Consider the following 21,316-nt stretch of genomic DNA (forward strand, 5'->3'; position numbering starts at 1 on the left):
AACTCACCAAACGGGGATATATGGGGACGTGTGTTTACTTCTAGGATCCATGGATGATAGTGCCCATCCCAACCTATATCGAAGCCCAGTTCTCTGACCCGAGGATGATACTTATGGAAGGTATTTGATGCCAATTGTACGATTTTTTTGGTGGATTGGAGGATTTTTTCGTATCTTTTTGCGGTTACGCCCCTGGTCAGGAATAGGTTTTCTATGGGATGTAGGCTTCCGCCCCTGGTCTTGTTAGTGACGATCCGCCCGTCGGCAGCGACGCGACCCACCCAACCGGTAATGTCCATGTGGCCTATAGGGTTACACTGTACCATGAAACGGCTATCGAAAGGCCGACCTTTATGGTGGAGTAGGGGAATGCCTTGTTGTATTACGTAGCGTTTTCCCTGTGTGAAATAGCTCTTTATCCAGGTGAACAGATGATGATGGTTGGGAAAAATCTTACTCTTATGGCGGGCATAATCCACACGGTAGGTGGGATTCGTTTGGGTATTTTTCTGTTGTCGGGTGATTTTGAGAATGTTCTTTCCTCCCGTACCGTATTCCGGTTTTACATATGCGGTGGAATAGGTATTCAAAATGGATAGGGCCTGTGTATTATGGAATGGGTGCAAGACAGGAAGAAAGGCCTGCAGGGAGGGTTCTTTAGCTAGTAGGTTTGTTTTGTACAATTTACTGGCGAGGGGTTTGTTCATAGTTGTATTTTCCGCCTCCGTTGCTCGGGTTTTCAGGCGTTTAAGGGGATAACTTGTTCCTCCATCGTATGAGTTTGTCGAGGGGGGGGTTTGTGAGTATTCTGGAGTTGGACCCGTGCCTATAGCTCTGACCTTTTTAGATGTGCAAAAAGGGCCCCCATGCGGGCCTCCCTATTCGCTGCAAATTCTTTTTTATTATAGAAAAACAATAAAAAAATAATTTTTTATATTTATGGGCAGGGGAACTTGTTCAAAAATTATTTGGTACGGACAGGTGTTATAGAATACAACCTCCTGTGGAAATTTCTAACCCTAATTTTTGGTTCTCTGGGGGAATCATCACTCGCATTTTTGGGTATAATTTTTTGTTGATTTGTAAAGATAGAAAACTCGTTTTTTACTCATTTTTCTTAGTCAATTTTCAGTATAAATAATTACGAATGATTGTCCTAGGGCCGGTTTTTTTGCATCCCTGGCAGCATCCCGTTGGGGGTGTGAATTTCTGAACAGGGCTTTTGGGGGAGGATTTCCCCCCATTTGAGGTGCTTCTCCCATGGACTACTATATAAAATAAATTTACTATATTAAAATATAAAACGTATATTTTGGTTTTCTAGCTCTTTCCCCCCTTTTTTACCTATGTCACTATAGTACTTGACCCATCCTAATTCGTTAAAAATGGTAATTAATTTCCATTTTCTTTTTGTTTATCTTTCTGTTATACTGTTCCGTAAAAATTGAAAATTTTATGGAATAGAGGGGGATATAGATTGATGAACCACACTACTTATACCGCCTTACCGGCCCCTATTTGTGATAAAAAAATGGAGAACGATCTCCTAGAGCGGGTACAATATTTGCAAAAATCAGGATTATCATACGAGAAAGCCGTTCAAACTGTCGGGCATTCTATTCTGCATGATAAAAACTGGGGAAATTCCACCATTGGAAAAGCTTGGACATGGTTGGCCAACTATGAAAGAGATCAATATCTGGGGCGAAGAAAGTATCAAAGAGACAACGGAGGACGCTGTACAATCATCAGAAATGGATATAGAAAACGTGTTTTAGATACCCATAGGGGTCCCATTACTTTTTTCATTCCACGATTACGAGACGTCAAGTTCCAGTCCGTTCTAGCCGATCCCTATTTCCGTTATGATCCCTACTTGCTGGAAAAGATCGTTTCCCTTCGAATCAGCGGTATGTCCCTGGGGGTCATCGCGGGGCAAACAAAGTGGATCTTCGGCAAGAGGATTCCCCGTTCCACCCTCTCCCAACGTCTTATTTCCCAGTATGATAGCCACCTAGACGCGTGGAATCTCCGTTCCCTACAGAACCAGTATTCCGCTCTTCAGGCCGATGCTACTTATCTCAGGATCCGGGGGGGCAAAGGGAAAAAAATAGCCATTTACATAGTAATGGGACGTAGGTGGGACGGTGTATGGGAAATTCTTTACGTTGGATACGGTCCACCTGAAACGTTGGACACCTGGAACCAGGTTTTCAAAAATCTCCGCTCGCGGGGCTTATCATCGGTTCCTTTGATCGTTACCGGCGCTCATCCTGGCCTCAAAACGGCTGTTCGTGTCCATTACCCCGCATCGGATTGGCAACGATGTATTGCCCATTTCTTTAGAAACCTGCGGGATGCCGCTGAGGAGGACTCTTTTCCCCCAGAGATACTCTTTGATAGGATGCGCAAAGAGGTTCTGGAATCCCCGGATTGTGAAACGGCCTATGCAGTTGGCATGAGGATATGCGAGGATTATAAAGACGTGGCCCCGAAAACGGTAAAAGTATTGCGAAAGGGCCTGCGAGATATCACCATCCACCTCGGACACGACCTTACTCATCAGAAGTCGAATCGGAGTACCAACATCCTGGAGAATTTAAACGGGAATTTAAAACGCATTACGAACAAAGCTCGCTGCTATCCTGATGACAGGGCTGCTTATCGGATATCCACCCTCTTCTGTCTCCGTGATCACCAAAAACGGCAGGAAACAACGGACCAGAGGATAGCATGAATCATAGGGATTGGGAAGAAAGCAGAAATAGTATGGAATCATGTGTTTTTTGCGATTTAGATTGAAAATTTGATAAAGTAAGAATCGCCTTTTTTTCCAATCCCTATAGGATTCATAATAAGAATGGACGAGAGGAGGTTGGAAGACAGGAACGAATTTTTTATCTATACAAATTAATAAGATAATTATGCTAAAAAAATACAAGAAAAGGTCACCCAAGGAGGCAAAAAAGTGGGACTAAAAATCCCCTCCGAAAAATGCACACACCCGTCCGGATGCTGCCCAATATTGTATCTTTTTATTATCTAAATAATATGGTATTATTATTAATGTATTCATTGGTAAAATAAAAAATGACATGTTGAGGAGAGTATAGGATTCGGAAGTACCCAGCAAGGTTTCTAATTCCCCGGAAATATACTAAAAATTTTTTATTTAATATTTATATTAAATAAAAAAGGTATCCATAAAAAATATTAGTAAACATTATGTAATCATCATTGTCATCATCATTATGATAGCAACCACAAAAACTAGGATAGGGATGCCTGAATGAACAACTAGTACTATCCATATTTTTAACCCAACATCACGAACAGTGCCCATGATCACCCCTACCACGTACACTAACACCAATATTATATAAAATTTAATAAATTAAAAGGATGATCTACGCAATGAAAAAAGAAAAAAGAATCATAACCTTATCGCTATTAGGACTGCTGGGGATTTTTTCCACGGGAACCCCCACCCACGCTATGCGAGAGAATACAACCCACGGTGGAACAGGGGAATTCAGATCTACTCCTTACGATTTCCATACTTTACAAGACAGTCTACGAGACCGTCTTGGATGGCTAGTACAGGCAGAAGGTATAGGAAGGGGGGAAGAAGCAGATAATATAAAAAAGGCGGAAAAAGAAGAAAATATAAGAAAGGAGAAAGAAAAGGAGGAAGAGATGAAAAAGATGCACAAACAATTAAAAGGAGAATCTGTGGGAAGATCCCTTTTTTTTGTAGATCATCCCCATCCCGATAACCCTAATAGCTCTACTCCCGATAATCCTAATAGCTCTACTCCCGATAATCCTAATAGCTCTACTCCCGATAACCCTAATAGATCTGTTTACACCGCTGTACGCGATTCCCAACTCAAAAAACGATTCAGTCAATCTGACATACCACCTACTTTCCCCGATCTTCTTTCCCACAGTGAGTTACACCCTACCGCATCGAAAAAACCCATGCCTCTCCCCAGAACCAAATTCCCTACCGCACCGGGAAAACCCATATCCCCTTCCCCCGATCTTCCTTCCCACAGTGAGTTACATTCTTCCTTCCCTTCCTTCCCTTCTTCCCCTGCCGTACCCATACCCCCTTCCCCCGATCTTCTTTCCCACAGTGAGTTACATTCTTCCCTCCCTACCGCATCGAAAAAACCCATGCCTCTCCCCAGAACCAAATTCTCTACCGCACCGGGAAAACCCATACCCCCTTCCCCCGATCTTCTTTCCCACAGTGAGTTACATCCTTCCCTCCCTACCGCACAGAAAAAACCCATGCCCCTCCCCAGAACCAAATTCTAGTTCTAGCTGGCACCTTTCGAGGAAAATCCGTCTAAGGCGCCGTGTGTCAAGAAGTCGTTCAAGAAATGAAGGTTGCTCGGCCCTTCGTAACCGGCTGGTAGGTAGCAGGTTACAAACCGCCTAGTGCTGTGTGTCAAGAAGTCGTTCAAGAGATGAAGGTTGCTCGGCTCGGGGACGGTCAGATCTTTCTGTACGGAACCTCTGTACGTCAAAAACCCTGCTCCAGCAAGGAGCAGGGTTTTATTTGTTTAAAAATGTTAATTGGGAATCCAACCCGAATCCTGTATCTATCTATTCAGGACCTGTTTATAGTAATTTTATATCTATATTAAACGATGATATTGTTTGTTTGTTGTAAAAGTTCATAATTTTTTTGTATAAATAACATCGAATTACGAAAACCATAATATTCAACCCTTGTCAAGGTAGATCTTTGCAATTATCCGTGAGGCCAAATTCATATAGAAATACGTCTTGCAAAATATAATCTTACAGTGTATATTGTAGAAAATGTTCGCTGTTATTACCGAAATGATGGTAAAGGGAATGGGAAAAAACATGGTTCGCAAGAAATCGCACACAAAAGAGTGCCCAAATACTTCACACCCTATTGTCTAAGATATTCAAACCCACCAAAGTCTAAACATACTTTCGAAAGGGGAGGAAGAAATGAGCACTCCACGTCATTGTACCACAATTTCCCGAAAAGACAACCCGTCAAGCCAGCCCCTTTTTCATGTTTCACCTCTGCAGTACAGCTATGGGGACTTCATAGCCAGCGGGGATCCAACGCAATTGAAATATATTGTTGAAGAGGCAAGAGAAATAGAGAATTCCCCGCTTACTCCTGTTGAACAAAGGGATAGGGTTAGGAAAGTAAGAGAATCCCTCTGCGCGTTGTCAGAGGAATTCGAACGTGAGGGAGCACCCCCCTCCCGGCCCAATGATCGTAAACAGGGTTTTGAACAGCAACAGTCGAAAGAGGGGGAGGACCCTATTGCTGAAAAATGGTGTCCAAAGCCCAACAATGAGTCATTGAAAGAACAAAAGGAGGAAAACAACGCTAAGAAGGGGGGATCCAAAGCCCAGGGGGAGAGAGCAGCGGTAATCTGGAAGAGAGACCAAAAGCTCTTAAGGATATTATCTACAGATGCAATCTACGGATCAGACGACATAACAGTGTCTAAGGAGGAACGTGAGATAGCTTCCCACCTGGCAAAAGCCGCTAAAACTTGTTTAGGGGATAACGACATGGCTGTTCGAATGCACCAGTTTATTACTACATATCCCAAACAATCAACAAGGATGTTTCTCTCTACGTTCATCAGAACCCCACTAACGAATCATAGGGTGGATGATATTGAAGAGGAGTTTTGTACAAACGGTTTAAAGCACGCTATAGAGCTAGGCGGTTCAACCCCCGGTTTTTGGTCCACCACGGTCCAATAGTTCAACATCTTCCCAGTGGGGGTGCGGAACAGGATCAATCCCCATTTTTTATATAGTAACTCCTATATTTATCATTCATAACTTGTTCGTTCCCTTAGGCTCGTGATCATCCCTTTCCCACTGCCTCCAAATTCATCAACCGATGTCACAATTTCCCGCGCTCGCGGGGTGTAAGCGGCTACAACAATACCCATGGGAAAACCCATTTGGGAATACCGGAGAACGGTTCAAGGGATTGTTTCGTCCCTGTGTCTTCTCTACCGTGCATCCCACCATCTCTACCATCCATTCTCAGACGCAGTCAACTGCCTCGCGTGGTTATCAACAAGTTGATACCACCCGAAGCCGTTAGTATGTGGGGGGATAATGAATAGAGGGGGGAAATAATGGCGAGAATGAGTTAAATAAATAATAATTTCATTATATAATGTCTTTATTATGTTAAACATATATATTAATGATAAAAAAATATGTCTTTTTATTTTTATATTAAATATAAAGTTTAATATTGTATTTAGATCACTTTTACAACTCTAGATCGTTCCCCAGATGGGACTTGTTTCATAATTTTTCTGTACTCGTGGGGTGTCAGATTTCCCAGACTCCCATGACAATATTCCTCATTGTAATGTTTTACGAATGCAGCATGTTCCTTATGAAACTCTTTGAAATCACAGAACTCAAACCTCTCAAAAAAATTGACCCTCACAAGGCTATGATAGGATTCGATGTGTGCATTGTGGTTGGGTGATTGAACAGGTATTCGTTCGTGATAGATTCCTTCTGCTTCGATAAATCCATGAAACTCATGACTGATGAATTGCGAACCATTGTCTGTCCGTAGTACGGGCTTATCCTCTCCATTTTCAGCATATTGATCCAGGGCCGTTTGAACTGCCTTCACTACATCCCTTGATTTACAGGATAGGTAGCTTTCAGAGAAGACAACAACCCTATCAAAAACATCGAGGATGCTCAGAACGAAAACTGGAGTACCATTGGGAAGTCGCTCATGCTGGATGCTATTAGGCCCCCTGGTATAATAGACCTGGAGCGGCATAACGGGAGCATGTTCCCCATGGGGGTAAACATGAAAGCAGCTCGAAAAAAGTTCTCGTTAGAATTCAAGCAAAAGGCGGTTGATCAGGTCAAAAGTGGACAACATATTGCCCAAGTGTCTAGACAATGCGACGTTGCTATCAGTACAATCAACAGGTGGGTTAAAGAGGAAAGAGAGGGCGTGTTGGTTGGTTCGTTTTCTTCGCCGAGGGGTCACCGCCAGATGGATTCGCCATCCCTTCGGTCTCTGCAGAAGGAGATTGATGATTTAAAGAGACTCTTAGGTAGTAAAGAATTGGAAATCAGTCGGTTGAAGGAAAGGATGGGGGGGAAATGAAGAAAAATAGCTATAACATGTAATTAAAGAAGAAAATAGTTAGAGAAGCTTTACATAACGGTAACGTGTCCGAGATTGCCCGTAAACACGGACTCATCCCCAGAACGGTCAGGAGTTGGGTGAAGCAGTACGGGGTGAAGGGGGATCTCTGGGAAAGAACTGAGAATGATGCAAAGAAGGTGTCCCTGAGTGAACAGGATGTTTCTCATAAAACCGTTCTCGAATTAAGGGAACAGATCTACCAGCTAAAGAAACAGTTGAAGAAACAAAAGGAGGAGGATCAGCTCAGAATCAATATTCTGGAGGACCTTGTAAAAAAGCAGAATCTCTGCCCCCAGAATCGGATTGAGGTGGCAGAGTGCTGGATGGAGAAAGGGTATTCACAGAATAAAACCCTAGACATTGTTTGCGTGTCGAAGTCTGTTTACTGGAGACAGAGGAGGAATCAGGGAGCCGCCACTCCGCAGGATAATGGGAAGGAAGTGGTTAGCATAATGCATTCTAGGAAGATAAAAGAAAGGGGGAAATTTCCAGGATATGCCCTGGATAAGCAGGGGAGAAAGATAAGTGATGAAAAAATCATGGATATTGTGTTAGCACAAATAACGGAAAATAAATTTGATGCTTGTGGTTATCGAAAAACCGCATACAAACTTAGGAAAAAAGAGGGTATAATTGTCAATCACAAGAAAATGCATCGACTCTGTAAGGAGTCAGGAATCCTTCGCTACCGGGGAAAAAAGCGTCGATCCTCCCTACCAGCCAACAGAGCTTATGAACGGAAAATAACGGCTTCCAACCAACTTTGGGAGATGGATATTCAGTATAAACGACTTGCGGATCATACCATGGTTCAAGTTTTTAGCATCATAGATGTTTTTGACAGAAGTATTGTCTTCTCTGATAGCTATCTGTCCTGTAAATCAAGGAATGTAGTGAAAGGGGTTCAGATGGCTCTAAACAAATATGTTGGAAAAGGGGAGAACAAGCCTGTAATACGAACAGATAATGGTTCCCAATTCATTAGTCATGAATTCTATGGTTTCGTTGGGGCGGAAGAAATCCATCATGAACGAATACCTAATAAATCACCCAACCATAATGCGCATATTGAATCCTACCATAGTATTGTAAAAAGTGATCTCTATGACAGGTTTGAGTTTCGCAATTTTGAGGAATTCCATAAGGAACATGTTGCGTTCGTAAGGCATTACAACGAGGAGTACTGTCATGGAAGCTTGGGGTATTTGACACCACACGAATACAGGAAAATCATAAAGGACCCCCGAAACCAGGGTCTAATCGGGGCTGTTAAGGTTATATAAATTTATCACTCCAATTGCATAATCTACCCTAATAAGATCGAATTTTGATAAATATAATAATACATTTTTTATTATATTTTATAATGTTAGTATACGGTGTCTTTAATTGCGTTTAAAAATCCCGATTTCAGGCCAATTTCATCTATTTTTTATAATTTACCTACTTAATTTTAGGTAATAAATGTTAATGAGATTTGTTTTATTATTTACAATTTGTTTTTTACAACAGGTAATAAATGGGGTCATTGGTTTCGATCAAAAATTAGTGGTTGAATGATAATCCATAAATACAAGTCTGTTTCGCTCCGAAATAGGCTGCTTTTCCCAGCGGGGCCGAGGGATGTCCGTTAGGGCATCCCAGGTGAAGGACCCCCCCGGGCTTACCTAGCACCTACCCTTTGGATCGCTTTTTTCGGTTTTGGGTGTATCGAAAAGTTGGCTCGGGATGCACTATAAATTACATTTTGCCCACGGTTTCGGGGGCAATTTCCTACTTTGGATTACTTTCAGAAAACCGGACCTGATGAGAACGAATGGAGCTAGAGTCGGGGGTTATATGAAGCAATATCATAAAAATGGTTTATAAATTCGGGAATCATTACGAAGAAAACGGGGCATCGGCTTGCTTTGTGTCGCACAAGACGGATGGTAGGGCTATTTTGCCGTGGTGGGTTGAAAATAGGGGGTTGACCCGGATGTCCATCTCCCAAAGCTGGTTAGAAGCCGTTATGTGTCGTTCGTAGGCTCTGTGGGCAGGCGGGGAGGAACGACGCCTCCTCCCCCGATAACGGAGAAGTCCCTCCTCCTTACAGAGGCGATACGTGTGTCAAGAAGTCGGTCAAGAGATGAAGGTTGCTCGGCCCTTCGTAACCGGCTGATAGGTAGCAGGTTACAAACCGCCTAGTGCTGCTGGGGTTAAATGCCTTGGTTGTGAGCGATCTAGGAAAAGGCAGGGCATGACCCTGTCAGGTGGGAATCGGGGAGATCAGCGAAAGCGAACCGTTCGAAGACGCATCGAAAAATGTAGTCCATGTCAAAACCGATGTGGGTATCGGACGTCGGGATGAACCGTGGGGGGCGACCTATCTTCTGCCCCGGTGGCATGCGGTGTATAGGCGGGATGAACCCGATTTAGGCTCTTGATCGGAACTTGAGAGATCGTCGTACGGCGTCTGGCTGTCGCCAGATGTAAAGACCGAGGGCTAACCGAGGTTCCGTGCACGAAGTCGGATCAACCCATAGTAGTGTAGAAGCTTCTGTAATGGAAGTGGAGCGAAGGGGTTGAATTGCCTGCATGTTTCAGAGAAGTACAGCAACTTGGATGGAAATTACCGGAAGAGGAGACTGGTATGAAGCAAGCAACATCGGACCAAAATCCAGACAGATACAATATACAGCAGAAAGAGGTACTGAAGGCGTGGCATCAGGTAATGTCTAACGATGGAGGTCCTGGAGTGGATCAGCAGACGATTACCGCATTCGCATACGATCTGAGAAGTAATTTGTATGTGATATGGAATCAACTCTGCGCAGGATCCTACTTCCCCTCCAAGGTTAGGCGTGTGTGGATTCCCAAGTCATGCGGTGGAAAAAGGCCACTTGGCATACCCACGGTAGCAGACCGGGTAGCCCAGACGGTAATAAAGAATCGGCTTGAGCCTCTCCTAGAGACCCACTTTCATGGAGATTCCTATGGATGTCGCCCCAAGAGATCAGCGCATCAGGCGTTACGTGTAACCCGTGAGCGCTGTTGGGAGTACGACTGGGGAATCGACCTCGACATAGTGGGCTTCTTTGACAACATTCCGCATCACCTCATTTTGAGGGCCCTTGAGCACGTTGGGGCGGATAAAGTAACGTTACTCTATTGCAAGAGGTGGCTTAAGGCACCGGTATTATTACCTGATGGGACGAGCGAGGAAAGGGTTAAGGGCACGCCGCAAGGTGGAGTCGTAAGTCCCCTCCTGGCCAATCTGTTCCTGCACTACGCTTTTGATCAATGGATAGAAACGGAGCACCCCGATATACGTTTTGCGAGGTATGTAGATGATATTATCGTCCACTGCCGGAACAAAGCGCAAGCTGAACATCTTCTTTCAGAAATTCGGCAAAGATTGGCAGAGTGCGGGCTGGAACTGCATCCGGAGAAGACCAAAATCTTCTACTGTGAAGATGATAGGCGGAACGGGAATCATGATGTTGTTGCCTTTGATTTTCTAGGGTACGCATTCAAGGCCCGTGAGGTCAGAAGTCGTCGTACAGGGGTGAGATTTGTGGGTTTCGTACCAGCCATAAGCCAAAAATCTAAAAGCAAGATAGCTAGGCAAGTTGGGAAGCTGGGCATCCCAAGTAGAGTGGGCATAGATCTGGAGGAGATAGCAAACCTTCTCCATGCCAAACTCATGGGATGGCTTACCTATTATGGCGCCTTCTACCCTTCGGCCATTAGGAGTTTCTTGCGTGACCACATCGACCAAGTTCTGGCTCGATGGGCCACGAAGAAATACAAAAAGCTGAACAATTGGAAAAAGGCCCTGAGATGGGTTCGATATATACGGGGAAAGTACCGAAGGCTGTTTGTACACTGGCATCTGAATAGGACAAGATCCTAATGGGGCAATAAGAGCCGTATAATGGGAGACTATTAAGTACGGTTCTGTGAGAGGGTTGGCTGAAATGCCAGCCCTACTCGACATCTTCTTGTGATTGACAATAATGTCCTCCTTTTTTCTCAGTTTGTATGCGAGTTTTCGATAACCATAGGCATCAAACTTATTTTCCTCCAGATGGGTTACTACAATATCCATGACTTGTTGATCACTTATTTTTTTCCCCTGCCCATCCAAGGCATATCCAGGGATGTTTCCTTTCTTCTTTTCTCTTTTATGATGCATACGAACTATTTTTTTCCCATCGTTTTTCGGAATCGTTTTCTTATTCCTCCTATATTTTTGATAAACGGACTTCGATATATGGACAATATCTAAGGTCCTGTTTTGAGAATACCCCTGTCTCATCCAGCACTCTGCCACCTCAATCCGATCCTGGGGGCAGAGATCCAGCTTTTTTATAAGGTCCTCTAAGATCGCAATCCTAAGTTGATCCCCCTCTTTTTGTTTTTTCATCTCTTTCTCCAATTGGTAAATTTTCTCCCTCAATTTCATAATTGTTTTATATGAAACATCTTGTTCGTTCGCGGAAACCCTTTTTGCACTATCCCTGGTTTTTTTCCATAGATCCTCCTTCACCTCGTACTGCTTTACCCAACCCCGAACGGTTCTAGGGGCGAGTCCGTGTTTGCGAGCAATCTCAGACATATTATCGCTACGTAGAGCTTCCTCGACTATTTTCTTCTTTAGTTTCATATCATAGCGTTTTTTCTTCATTTCCCTCCCATTCTCTCCCTCCATCGACTAATTTCCAATTCTTTACTGCCCAGGAGTCTCTTTAAATCATCAATCTCCTTCTGCAGAGACCGGAGGGACGAAGAATCCATCGTACGATGACCTTTTGAGGAGGAGAATGAGCTGGCTAATACACCCTCCCTGTCCTCCTTTATCCAACGGTTAATCGTGCTAACAGCAAGATCGTGCTGTCTAGATACCTGGACAACATGTTGCCCACCCCTGACCTGTTCAATTGCCCTCTGCTTGAATTCTAACGAAAATTTTCTCCGTGCCATTTCCGTGTTCACCCCTTACGGGGACCAGCTCCCATTATACCCACCTGGACCTATTATACCAGGGGGCCTAATAGTAGGTTTGTGCTTTGAGCAATGGTATAACCATGGAATGATGCCCGGAAACTCTCGTAATGGGTTCACCCTTCGTGAACGAAACGGGTTGAAAATACGCATTCCTCAATTGCGTGAGGCCGTTACCACTCAAATGATTGGCGATTCGGGTATTTTGGGATATCGTGATCTCAAATTAGTGGAAGGTTCTTGGATAAGAGGCATATCATTTCAGAGTATATCCGAACTCTTGTATGAGGCAAGGGGTATCGAGATCTCGCCATCCACTCTAAAATCCCATATCCAACCTCTTTATAACAGGCTAGATTCTTTTGGTAACCAGGATTTGAGCGGTTACAAATGTTTTGGCATCATGTTGGATGCCTCCTATGATCACACTGACATCATCACCCATAAGGGTAAGAGGAAAAAGAAGCGTAAACGGGGAAAACCCGTACTTACAGCCCTCGGGATCTTCATAGATGACGAGGGCATCAAGCTGGTATATTTGGGTTGTAAGAGCGTGGACAGTGAATCTACCGACAATTATGCCCTGCTTGTTGGGGAACTGGTGAAGCGGGGTTTCTCTACAAAGAATGTGGAGTTAATGTTGAGCGACCGTCATCGGTCGTTCGCCGGTTTACGAGATAAGATATTTCCGCAAGCCGAGCTGCATTACTGCGGTGTCCACCTCACTCGTAACCTAGGAAAAAAGATCCCGAAATGTTTGAAAGGACCATTGGGATCGGTGTTTTTGAAGGCAGCTTACTGGGTCTTAAAAGGCACCACCAAGGAAGAGGTTTGGGAAAGATTTGGGCTTCTCAAGTCCGCCCTCGAGTCCACCTACGGTGGTGAAATGAAAGACGCTATAGAATACTTATGTGTAAATATAGAATCACATACGAATGTTGTCAAGTTTTTTAGTAATCCAGAAATTATTAGGGTTTTATTGAATACTAATAGGATTGAGAGTATGAATAGGCTCATAAGCCGCTGGGCTGATTGGAAAGGTGGATTTCGCAGCACAGAGGAACAAGAGAGAGCAGCCCACATAGCTGGACTGAGGATGGAAAAATCCCCCCTTATTTTCCCATTCAAGGAAGGGTATCTAATCCTTGATGAAGAAATTTCTGATAAGGAAAAATGTTTTGGGTTTAGAATAGGGCGTGTCGAGAAAAACTGTCGGAGTCTTATGGAGATATGTATAAAGGGATGGAAAGGAGATTGCCAAGAATTGGGGAACATCCTTGCCTCGTTGGCAAAACAAACTATTGAATGTTGCAATGGTTTATTATGGATACGGCATAATCAGCTTTTGTTATAGAAAATGGCTACAATGGTTTGATACGTCCTGGTGGTATCCGGCTTACCACCGTACCAGATTCCCCGGTGTCCTCTTAGCCCACATTCCTGATCCCCTCGGGGGAAGAATCTAGGGGATCCCGTAGGTGATGTACGGAATTCCTGAATGTAGGTTCGATTAGATTCCGGGGGCGTCACTGTGGGTACCCCTGTTGGTCCCCCGGTTTATCAAGGTCCCATGAGTATACAAGGATCTCCGAAAACAGGTGCCACTGCCTCCCTGGGTTTCGGATTCCCCGCGCAAGGGTCTGTACAATTTAGGCCCAGTCCTGATCCGGATACCGCAGCTGTTAGCGATTTCCCGCTGGTCTCTCCCTAGGTTCCACAAGGTCTGATACACCACCGGGGTATGATATGGGTGCCAGTGGAACTTCCCAATCCCCTGGGTCTAATGGAAGGGACGGAATTCCTAACACTGCAATGCAAGTGTGCAAGTGTTACCGGGCCTTTGGGAACCCCCCAATAAGGTTTTACAGGCCTCACAAGTACACATTATGGGGATCATCATCATCTGAATCTGACACGATAGGGGCAATCCTTGTATCATATTCATAATTATCAAATAAAAATAATAATATAAATGCATCTATGAATATATATTAAATCATACCCAATGAGGCCTGAAAGGTATAGAGAAAGATAGATACAAGGGTTCGGGTTGGATTCCCAATTAACATTTTTAAACAAATAAAACCCTTCTCCTTACTGGAGCGGGTTTTTTGACGTATGGAGGTTCCGTACAGAAAGATCTGACCGTCCCCCCACGAGGTAGGACCCCATAAATGGTCTGAAAATTGGGATCGAATGAGAAAGTTCGTATGACAGTTCTATGGAAGGGTTGGCTGAAATAGTCAGCCCTACTCGACACAATATTGTATCTTTTCATTATATAAAGTAATATGGTACAATTATTAATGTATCCATTGGAAAAATAAAGAAATGATATGTTGAGGAGGGTATAGGATTCGGAGTACCCAGCAAGGTTTCTAATTTCCTGGAAATATACTAAAAATTTTTCATTTAATATTTATATTAAATGAAAAAGGTATCCAAAAAAATATCAGTAAACATTATGTCATCATCATTATGATAGCAACCACAAAAACTAGGATAGGGATGCCTGAATGAACAACTAGTACTATCCATATTTTTAACCCAACATCACGAACAGTGCCCATGATCACCCCTACCACGTACACTAACACCAATATTATATAAAATTTAATAAATTAAAAGGATGATCTACGCAATGAAAAAAGAAAAAAGAATCATAACCTTATCGCTATTAGGACTGCTGGGGATTTTTTCCACGGGAACCCCCACCCACGCTATGCGAGAGAATACAACCCACGGTGGAACAGGGGAATTCAGATCTACTCCTTACGATTTCCATACTTTACAAGACCGTCTTGGATGGCTAGTACAGGCAGAAGGTATAAGAAGGAGGGAAGAGGCGCAGGCAGAACCCTATTCAGAAGGAAGATCCACTTTTTTTGTAGATTTTCCCCATCCCGATAAACCTAATAGATCTGTCTACACCGCTGCACGCGATTTCCAACTCAAAAAACGATTCAGTCAATCTGACATACCACCTACTTTCCCCGATCTTCCTTCCCACAGTGAGTCACATTCTTCCTCCCCTTCCTTCCCTTCTTCCCCTGCCGTACCCATACCCCCTTCCCCCGATCTTCTTTCCCACAGTGAGTTACATTCTTCCCTCCCTACCGCATCGAAAAAACCCATGCCTCTCCCCAGAACCAAATTCTCTACCGCACCGGGAAAACCCATACCCCCTTCCCCCGATCTTCTTTCCCACAGTGAGTTACATTCTTCCCTCCCTACCGCATCGAAAAAACCCATGCCTCTCCCCAGAACCAAATTCTCTACCGCACCGGGAAAACCCATACCCCCTTCCCCCGATCTTCTTTCCCACAGTGAGTTACATTCTTTCCTCCCTACCGCATCGAAAAAACCCATGCCTCTCCCCAGAACCAAATTCTCTACCGCACCGGGAAAACCCATACCCCCTTCCCCCGATCTTCTTTCCCACAGTGAGTTACATCCTTCCCTCCCTACCGCACAGAAAAAACCCATGCCCCTCCCCAGAACCAAATTCTAGTTCTAGCTGGCACCTTTCGAGGAAAATCCGTCTAAGGCGCCGTGTGTCAAGAAGTCGTTCAGAAATGAAGGTTGCTCGGCCCTTCGTAACCGGCTGGTAGGTAGCAGGTTACAAACCGCCTAGTGCTGTGTGTCAAGAAGTCGTTCAAGAGATGAAGGTTGCTCGGCCCTTCGTAACCGGCTGGGGCTCTTGGCCAAACTTCGGACCCGGAATATCCTTGGGCGGTTTTTTTCTAATTCTGGATTGCAAGGATGAATTAGATGGGGCCCACTCTTCCCCATAATTAGTTTGTTTATTCAGTTTATTGTACACGAGCCCATGCCGAAGAGCATCTGTCTCTATTAATTTATAAAATAAATAAAAATAAAAGTATGTGCTTTTTTCTATTATGTATCCAAAATTATTGAATGCATTTTTATTTTATTTTATGTTTATTAAACACTATATTAATATTATGAAACATTCCGGCAATTTACCCCCTGATCGTTTTCCAAGTGGCTATTGCGACATACGATAGCAAGGTTCTCATAGTTCCTCCAAATCCGAACCCCAAAACGTTGGCGAAAGTCAAGCTTGGTGGCACAGTTCTTTCCCTCTATAAGAGCGTTGGTAGCCTTGTCTCCTCGATGGTAATTTGCAATGGACTGTTGCCCCCTCTGTAAGCTCTCTGCACCTTTTCTAATGTTCTTGTGGTCGTGCTGTAATCCTACCCCGATGAGAGCGTGCAGATTATTGTAAGCCTCGGTAAAAGTGGGATAATCGGTGTCATACCATTTTCCAACATCCTCTATAAATTCGTAGGCTTCCCCAAGTTTATGCCAATCTGCAAGATGAAATATTTTTTCCAGGAGTAGCCTCTTGGATTCGGGAAGTAATCCTCTGTGTTTTTTCTTCAGGGCGTCCTTTACGAACCCTTTGATCCTGGACAGATATTTCCAATTTTCGAGTTCCTTATACATACAGTCCACCCATTCCCGGTGCAGATGACAAGACAAATGCCAGCGGAAAACAAAGAAATCACGGGGGAAGAATTTCTCCTTTTTCTTGTAAAATGCTAACAAATCTGTAATATATTCATACTTATTCTTTAATTTTTCTGAACAACTAGGTAATTCATTAAGAATATTCCTCTCTTGATCGGAAAGTTCTTCTCGATAATTTTTCCATAGTAGGTCAAGTAACAATTCCTTTATGGTGGAGGCAAATCGCTTATCCCTAAGAGTGACTTTCAGAGGAGGGTGTAAGGTAAGATCCCTTATATTCTTGATGATGTGAAAGCGGTCAAACACAATAAGCGCGTTGGGGAATTCCGATAGAGCAAACTTAGTATAGGTAGGGGCTCGGTCCATGGCAATAACCGCTGGATCAAGTTCATATAGGTGGTGATTTTGCCTCTGGTAGTCCATAAGTTCCTCATATTTTCGGCCTTTTATCACAGCCAATACAGACCCAAGTTTTGTATCATAGATATAGCTTGCGTAGTTCTTACCTTTCCTTGTCGATGTATCATCTATATCGATGGTCAAACAGCGTCCCTGTTCCCTGGCCTGCCTAATGGCCTTTTCCTCGAGTTCTTTTCTCTTTCTAGGAAGAAATTCATCAAAAAATAGGGTATAACCTGTTCTCACCGGTATTCCATGTAACCTTGTTGCCTTCGCTGCTGAAGATATAACTGCCGTTGACGAGAACATTTCCCTACAAAAATCTGCATATTTTTTCCATTTCTCAACAAATGCATACACATGGTTGAATTTGTTCTCGCAGTAGGTACATCTCCATCGTTGGGGTTTCATAACGGATTCAATTTCCCATAAGCCAAGGATGCCGTGTTTTATTTTCCGTTTCTTGTCGAATCCCGCTCTCACAAATTTTTGTCCCAAATTTCCCGAATCCTCACAGGAACACCTGATTCCCGGGGATGGACGGTTGACAATGGACTTTAGGATATAACGAATTCTCATTTTATCTGATCCTGTGGGTCCTAATTTCTCTATTTTCATGATTTTCACTTCGTCCGAAAAGGGGGGCCTTGGGAAATCTAGTTCTGTTGGTTCCGTGCACGAAGTCGGATCAGCTCATAGTAGTGTGGAAGCTTCTGTAATGGAAGTGGAGCGAAGGGGCTGACTCATCCTGAGGAGGACAGTAAAATGAAACTTTAGTGGGAGATCCGCTAGAGGAGATCACTGGAACCTCGGAGCAACATCCCTATAATCGAAGTAGGACCTAAAGGGTCTGAAGATTGGGATGGGATGAGAAGAGCTGGATGATGCGAGAGTATCACGTCCAGTTCTGTGAGGGACTCGGCTGAAATGCCGGGTCTACTCGACGCTGGGGTCAAATGCCCTGGCTGTGAGCGATCTAGGAAAAGGCAGGGTATTTGACCCTGTCAGGTGGGAATCGGGGAGATACCGTTCGAAGACGCATCGAAAAGCGTAGTCCATGTCAAAACCGAGGTGGGGTGCTAACGTCGGGATGAACCGTGGGGGAGCGGTGGTTCATCCCCCGGTTTTTGGTCCACCACGGTCTGATAGTTAAACATCTTCCCTGTGGGGGTGCGGAGCAGGATCAATCCCCATTTTTTATATAGTAACTCCTATATTTATCATTCATAACTTGTTCGTCCCCTTAGGCCCGTGATTATCCCTTTCCCACTGCCTCCCAATTCATCAACCGATGTCACAATCTCCTGCGCCCGCGGGGTGTAAGCGGCTACAACAATACCCCTTTCGTTAGCCACCCTCAGTCTGCAAAGCCCCTTTGATCCAGACGCCCAATGTCGTATCAAGGGTAAGCAAATTGTGTAGAGGAATATGTTTGTAACCTTGTCGAGGCCCGTGATGAGGAGAAGGGAGTGAGTTTAGTCGCCCATGTAAATACCCAAGGGGCACTTCATTCCGATAAGGATTTTGGAGTTGACTATATATCCAACCATGCACCAGAGGACAACAAGACCTTGTATTTTGACGGAGGGTACAACTGCCACGAGGTAAGGGGGGCGGCTAAAGAACGTACTATCAATATACACCCAACCGATATGTTGGGAAGAAAGGAAAATCCCAGTAAAAAGAGGGTAAGTGGGTTCAAGAGGGGGAAGGATGGAAAGATCCATCGGTGTCCTGGTGGCAAGACCCCCGACTCATCCACGTACCAACCCGGAGAGAAGGGCAAGGGTAAGATAGTGGCCCGCTTCCATGAGGGAACCTGCGGGGGATGTAAATTTGCCGATCAATGCGCCGCCAAACCTCTGAAGAGGGGGGGAAGGGTCCTGCGCACCACAGATCAGTCCTATTATTCAACGGCGGAACAACGAGACAAAATGGAGCAACCGGGATACAAAGAGAAGGGGAATCATCGTGCAGCTGTGGAAGGGGTTTGTTCTTCTATGAAGAATCGTTTTCAGGCGGCCAAAATGAAGGTGCGTGGTAAGACGAGGGTGGCACGGGCCATGATGGCAAAAGGATCTGCTTATAATTTATCCCAGGCCGTTCGTTATTTTCAAAAGAAGATCAGGAAGAGAAGGATAAGATCACCCATAACTACATAGAATTTAATATATAATACTATTTAGATAAAAAAATTCGACTTCATGTCGGTTTCTTTGGTGTGCGCAAAAGGGACGAGATAGGAACCGGTTCCTATGATCCCACGGTGATTTCGGTAGTTCAACAAAAAATAACCGATCGTACGAAATTTTCAGGTGTAATCCCCCAGAAAGGGGTACCTTTCCACCCCAAAGCACTTACGCCGGAAATACTCGAACAGACTATTTCTATACTCATTAACAATATAAACATTTCCTAAATACATCATTTAATATACAAAAATATTCTAATAAGTTTGATATCTTTTTTCGCGGTAGCACCAGGACTAAAAATCCCCTCGAAAGATGCACACACCCATTCGGATATTGCCTTACAGAAGCAGAAATAAGCAAAAATATGTATAGGGGTAAACCCCTCAAAAAATCCCTAGGTAGATCCTTCCGGAGAATTTACGTATGCGATTGGGATGCAACTAGAAATTGCACGGTTTCCCCTATGACTGTATAGGGGGTTATTTATACAATGTATTATGATTTTATTTATAAAAATTTAATATTGCAACTTTACAATGGAAAAATCAAAGACACAAGTGAGCCGTACCTAGGTAACGGATCAGCACTATTTATACTTTTTTGATCCGACACCCTAAGCACTGTAAAAATGGATATATCTATTATTTTTTTTACTCAATCAAGATGAGGATAAGGTTCCAAAAACGAATACTCTGAGGGGGGGGATTGTCAGATTATTTCCCTCCATAACAGCACCATAGGTGGGTTGTACAGGGACATAGGAGGATAGAATTCATCGATCCTTTTTTGACACTTCTAAATGATTCCCATTTTGCGAATCAGAATTTTGATCCCTGCGAACGATCATTCCCTGCAGTAGAAGATCCGCTAGGAGATCTGCCAGTTGTGCTGGATTTAGAGGTCCGTCCGCACGATACCACTGGTACGTCCAATTTCCCACGGAGAGCCATATCTTACAGACTATAGAGTTATTGGTAGGCAAAAAGATCCCTTGGGAGACGCCCTCCCTCAGTATGGACTTCCAAATTCCCTCATAGCGATTACGATATTCGCGTACGATTTGCAAATGATCGTTACGTAGCGCACGCCACTCGTGAAAGAAAACAGTGGCAGTTTCGCGTTCTTCGGCCACGGTTGTGACATGGGTCCGTAGGAGGAGCCGAAGTTTCTTGATGGGATGGACACAAGATTGAACGATAGGATCAGCCCTGTTCAGAAAGACTTGGGCACCTTGAACGCAAATGGAAAACAATAACTCCTCTTTGCTACGAATGTGCGTGTACAGGCTCCCTGACAACAGATCGCAGGCAGCGGCGATGTCCCGGACCTTGGTACCGTGGTATCCACGCTCACTGAACAATTGGGCAGCCATGCGAACAATATCCTCTCTTCGGTTCATAGGACGTTGGGTTGTTGGGGACGTTGCCATCTCGCGTGGAAAAGTGCTCCTCCCATTTGTTTTCAAGATCATAAACCCCTGACTCTCATAAAATCATGATGATTTTTTGCAAAAAAATATGATTGTAATCAAGATAGATCCGCAACCGATCCGGCTATCAGTGTAACAATAATGTCATGGCACAGTCAAGGGTGGGATGGTTCTGTGAACCCTTGGTTTTTTGCATTTTTACGTCCTATGGGTCAGAATAAGCGGACTCCCTGGTAGGTGGTTGGTAAGGGGGTGTGCTCTAGGGGAATTTACTCGAACGGGTCGACCACGTCAGTGATTTATAGCTGGTGTTAGTGCGGTTGACAAGGTTCACAATTGTTTCTTGAGGTTCAAATAAAAATGGAAAGTGGGATTTTGCGGATTCATAAAAATAACTACATAAAACTTTATGAAATCATACTATCCATAGAAGATCGGTTCTCCAGTTATGGTTAGGCCACCAATATTTATAATAATATTTGGAATATATATACAAAATAGGATATGACCCTATCTTCCTTACGTATATTCGAATTTTATATAGTTATGGAATCAGGAGGACTTGGGAGGTCCCTGATTTTTTATGATTCATAGTTTTTTATGATC

Annotated in this window: 17 protein-coding genes and 2 pseudogenes; 9 read left to right on the forward strand and 10 right to left on the reverse strand. The window is 43.9% G+C overall.

Annotation, left to right across the window (positions count from 1 at the left end):
• Positions 1 to 8 precede the first annotated feature (8 nt).
• A pseudogene (locus tag PPRES148_RS13350) lies at positions 9 to 707 on the reverse strand (YheC/YheD family protein); the annotation flags it as partial.
• Positions 708 to 1,480: 773 nt separating this feature from the next.
• Here PPRES148_RS13350 and PPRES148_RS07370 point away from each other — a divergent pair.
• Complete coding sequence (locus PPRES148_RS07370; protein ID WP_246142968.1) at positions 1,481 to 2,737, forward strand: IS256 family transposase; 1,257 nt, start codon at positions 1,481 to 1,483, stop codon at positions 2,735 to 2,737.
• 1,168 nt (positions 2,738 to 3,905) lie between these two features.
• Here PPRES148_RS07370 and PPRES148_RS07375 read toward each other — a convergent pair.
• On the reverse strand, positions 3,906 to 4,298 hold the full coding sequence (locus PPRES148_RS07375; RefSeq protein ID WP_149453884.1) for a hypothetical protein: 393 nt from the start codon (positions 4,296 to 4,298) through the stop codon (positions 3,906 to 3,908).
• A gap of 694 nt (positions 4,299 to 4,992) precedes the next feature.
• Between PPRES148_RS07375 and PPRES148_RS07380 the strand changes: the two genes are divergently transcribed.
• Positions 4,993 to 5,772, forward strand: coding sequence for a hypothetical protein (locus PPRES148_RS07380; protein WP_149453885.1), 780 nt, complete (start codon positions 4,993 to 4,995; stop codon positions 5,770 to 5,772).
• A gap of 71 nt (positions 5,773 to 5,843) precedes the next feature.
• Here the strand turns inward: PPRES148_RS07380 and PPRES148_RS12995 are convergent, their stop codons facing one another.
• Both PPRES148_RS12995 and PPRES148_RS07385 read right to left on the reverse strand, forming a co-directional pair.
• Positions 5,844 to 5,966: a hypothetical protein gene (locus tag PPRES148_RS12995; protein ID WP_281289924.1), complete on the reverse strand. Its 123-nt coding sequence runs from the start codon at positions 5,964 to 5,966 to the stop codon at positions 5,844 to 5,846.
• A gap of 320 nt (positions 5,967 to 6,286) precedes the next feature.
• Entirely contained in the window at positions 6,287 to 6,832 is a 546-nt protein-coding gene (locus PPRES148_RS07385; RefSeq protein WP_149453886.1) for an integrase core domain-containing protein, read from the reverse strand.
• A 30-nt stretch (positions 6,833 to 6,862) separates the two neighbouring features.
• On the opposite strand from PPRES148_RS07385, the gene PPRES148_RS07390 reads away from it, so the two are divergent.
• The 5 genes from PPRES148_RS07390 to ltrA all read left to right on the forward strand — a co-directional run bounded on the left by PPRES148_RS07390 (position 6,863) and on the right by ltrA (position 11,105).
• Positions 6,863 to 7,168: a transposase gene (locus PPRES148_RS07390; RefSeq protein ID WP_187820810.1), complete on the forward strand. Its 306-nt coding sequence runs from the start codon at positions 6,863 to 6,865 to the stop codon at positions 7,166 to 7,168.
• 35 nt (positions 7,169 to 7,203) lie between these two features.
• A complete protein-coding gene (locus PPRES148_RS07395; protein ID WP_149453888.1) occupies positions 7,204 to 8,493 on the forward strand; it encodes an IS3 family transposase in 1,290 nt (429 codons plus the stop codon).
• Positions 8,494 to 9,223: 730 nt separating this feature from the next.
• Complete coding sequence (locus PPRES148_RS11675) at positions 9,224 to 9,397, forward strand: hypothetical protein (RefSeq protein ID WP_223127997.1); 174 nt, start codon at positions 9,224 to 9,226, stop codon at positions 9,395 to 9,397.
• 65 nt (positions 9,398 to 9,462) lie between these two features.
• Positions 9,463 to 9,636 (forward strand): hypothetical protein, encoded by a 174-nt coding sequence (locus PPRES148_RS11680; RefSeq protein WP_187820451.1) that lies wholly within the window; start codon positions 9,463 to 9,465, stop codon positions 9,634 to 9,636.
• A 143-nt stretch (positions 9,637 to 9,779) separates the two neighbouring features.
• On the forward strand, positions 9,780 to 11,105 hold the full coding sequence (ltrA, locus tag PPRES148_RS07400) for a group II intron reverse transcriptase/maturase (RefSeq protein WP_223127930.1): 1,326 nt from the start codon (positions 9,780 to 9,782) through the stop codon (positions 11,103 to 11,105).
• Between the two features lie 570 nt (positions 11,106 to 11,675).
• On the opposite strand, the pseudogene PPRES148_RS13355 reads toward ltrA, so the two are convergent.
• A pseudogene (locus PPRES148_RS13355) lies at positions 11,676 to 11,903 on the reverse strand (helix-turn-helix domain-containing protein); the annotation flags it as partial.
• A complete protein-coding gene (locus PPRES148_RS07410) occupies positions 11,876 to 12,175 on the reverse strand; it encodes a transposase (protein WP_149452652.1) in 300 nt (99 codons plus the stop codon). The pseudogene PPRES148_RS13355 and the gene PPRES148_RS07410, both read right to left, overlap by 28 nt.
• Before the next feature lie 79 nt (positions 12,176 to 12,254).
• Between PPRES148_RS07410 and PPRES148_RS07415 the strand changes: the two genes are divergently transcribed.
• The gene (locus tag PPRES148_RS07415; RefSeq protein WP_149453890.1) at positions 12,255 to 13,550 is read left to right on the forward strand and encodes a transposase; all 1,296 of its coding nucleotides are present in this window, start codon (positions 12,255 to 12,257) and stop codon (positions 13,548 to 13,550) included.
• A 1,613-nt stretch (positions 13,551 to 15,163) separates the two neighbouring features.
• Here the strand turns inward: PPRES148_RS07415 and PPRES148_RS07420 are convergent.
• The 3 genes from PPRES148_RS07420 to PPRES148_RS13000 form a co-directional block, all read right to left on the reverse strand.
• Positions 15,164 to 15,682, reverse strand: coding sequence for a hypothetical protein (locus tag PPRES148_RS07420; protein ID WP_149453891.1), 519 nt, complete (start codon positions 15,680 to 15,682; stop codon positions 15,164 to 15,166).
• Between the two features lie 477 nt (positions 15,683 to 16,159).
• On the reverse strand, positions 16,160 to 17,707 hold the full coding sequence (locus tag PPRES148_RS07425) for a transposase (RefSeq protein WP_149453892.1): 1,548 nt from the start codon (positions 17,705 to 17,707) through the stop codon (positions 16,160 to 16,162).
• A gap of 602 nt (positions 17,708 to 18,309) precedes the next feature.
• Complete coding sequence (locus PPRES148_RS13000) at positions 18,310 to 18,444, reverse strand: hypothetical protein (RefSeq protein WP_281289949.1); 135 nt, start codon at positions 18,442 to 18,444, stop codon at positions 18,310 to 18,312.
• Positions 18,445 to 18,558: 114 nt separating this feature from the next.
• Between PPRES148_RS13000 and PPRES148_RS07430 the strand changes: the two genes are divergently transcribed.
• Complete coding sequence (locus PPRES148_RS07430; RefSeq protein ID WP_149453893.1) at positions 18,559 to 19,251, forward strand: transposase; 693 nt, start codon at positions 18,559 to 18,561, stop codon at positions 19,249 to 19,251.
• 802 nt (positions 19,252 to 20,053) lie between these two features.
• Here the strand turns inward: PPRES148_RS07430 and PPRES148_RS07435 are convergent.
• Positions 20,054 to 20,746, reverse strand: coding sequence for a TetR/AcrR family transcriptional regulator (locus tag PPRES148_RS07435; RefSeq protein ID WP_223127998.1), 693 nt, complete (start codon positions 20,744 to 20,746; stop codon positions 20,054 to 20,056).
• Between the last annotated feature and the right edge of the window lie 570 nt (positions 20,747 to 21,316).

This window comes from Pasteuria penetrans (genome assembly GCF_900538055.1).
Taxonomy (GTDB): domain Bacteria; phylum Bacillota; class Bacilli; order Thermoactinomycetales; family Thermoactinomycetaceae; genus Pasteuria; species Pasteuria penetrans.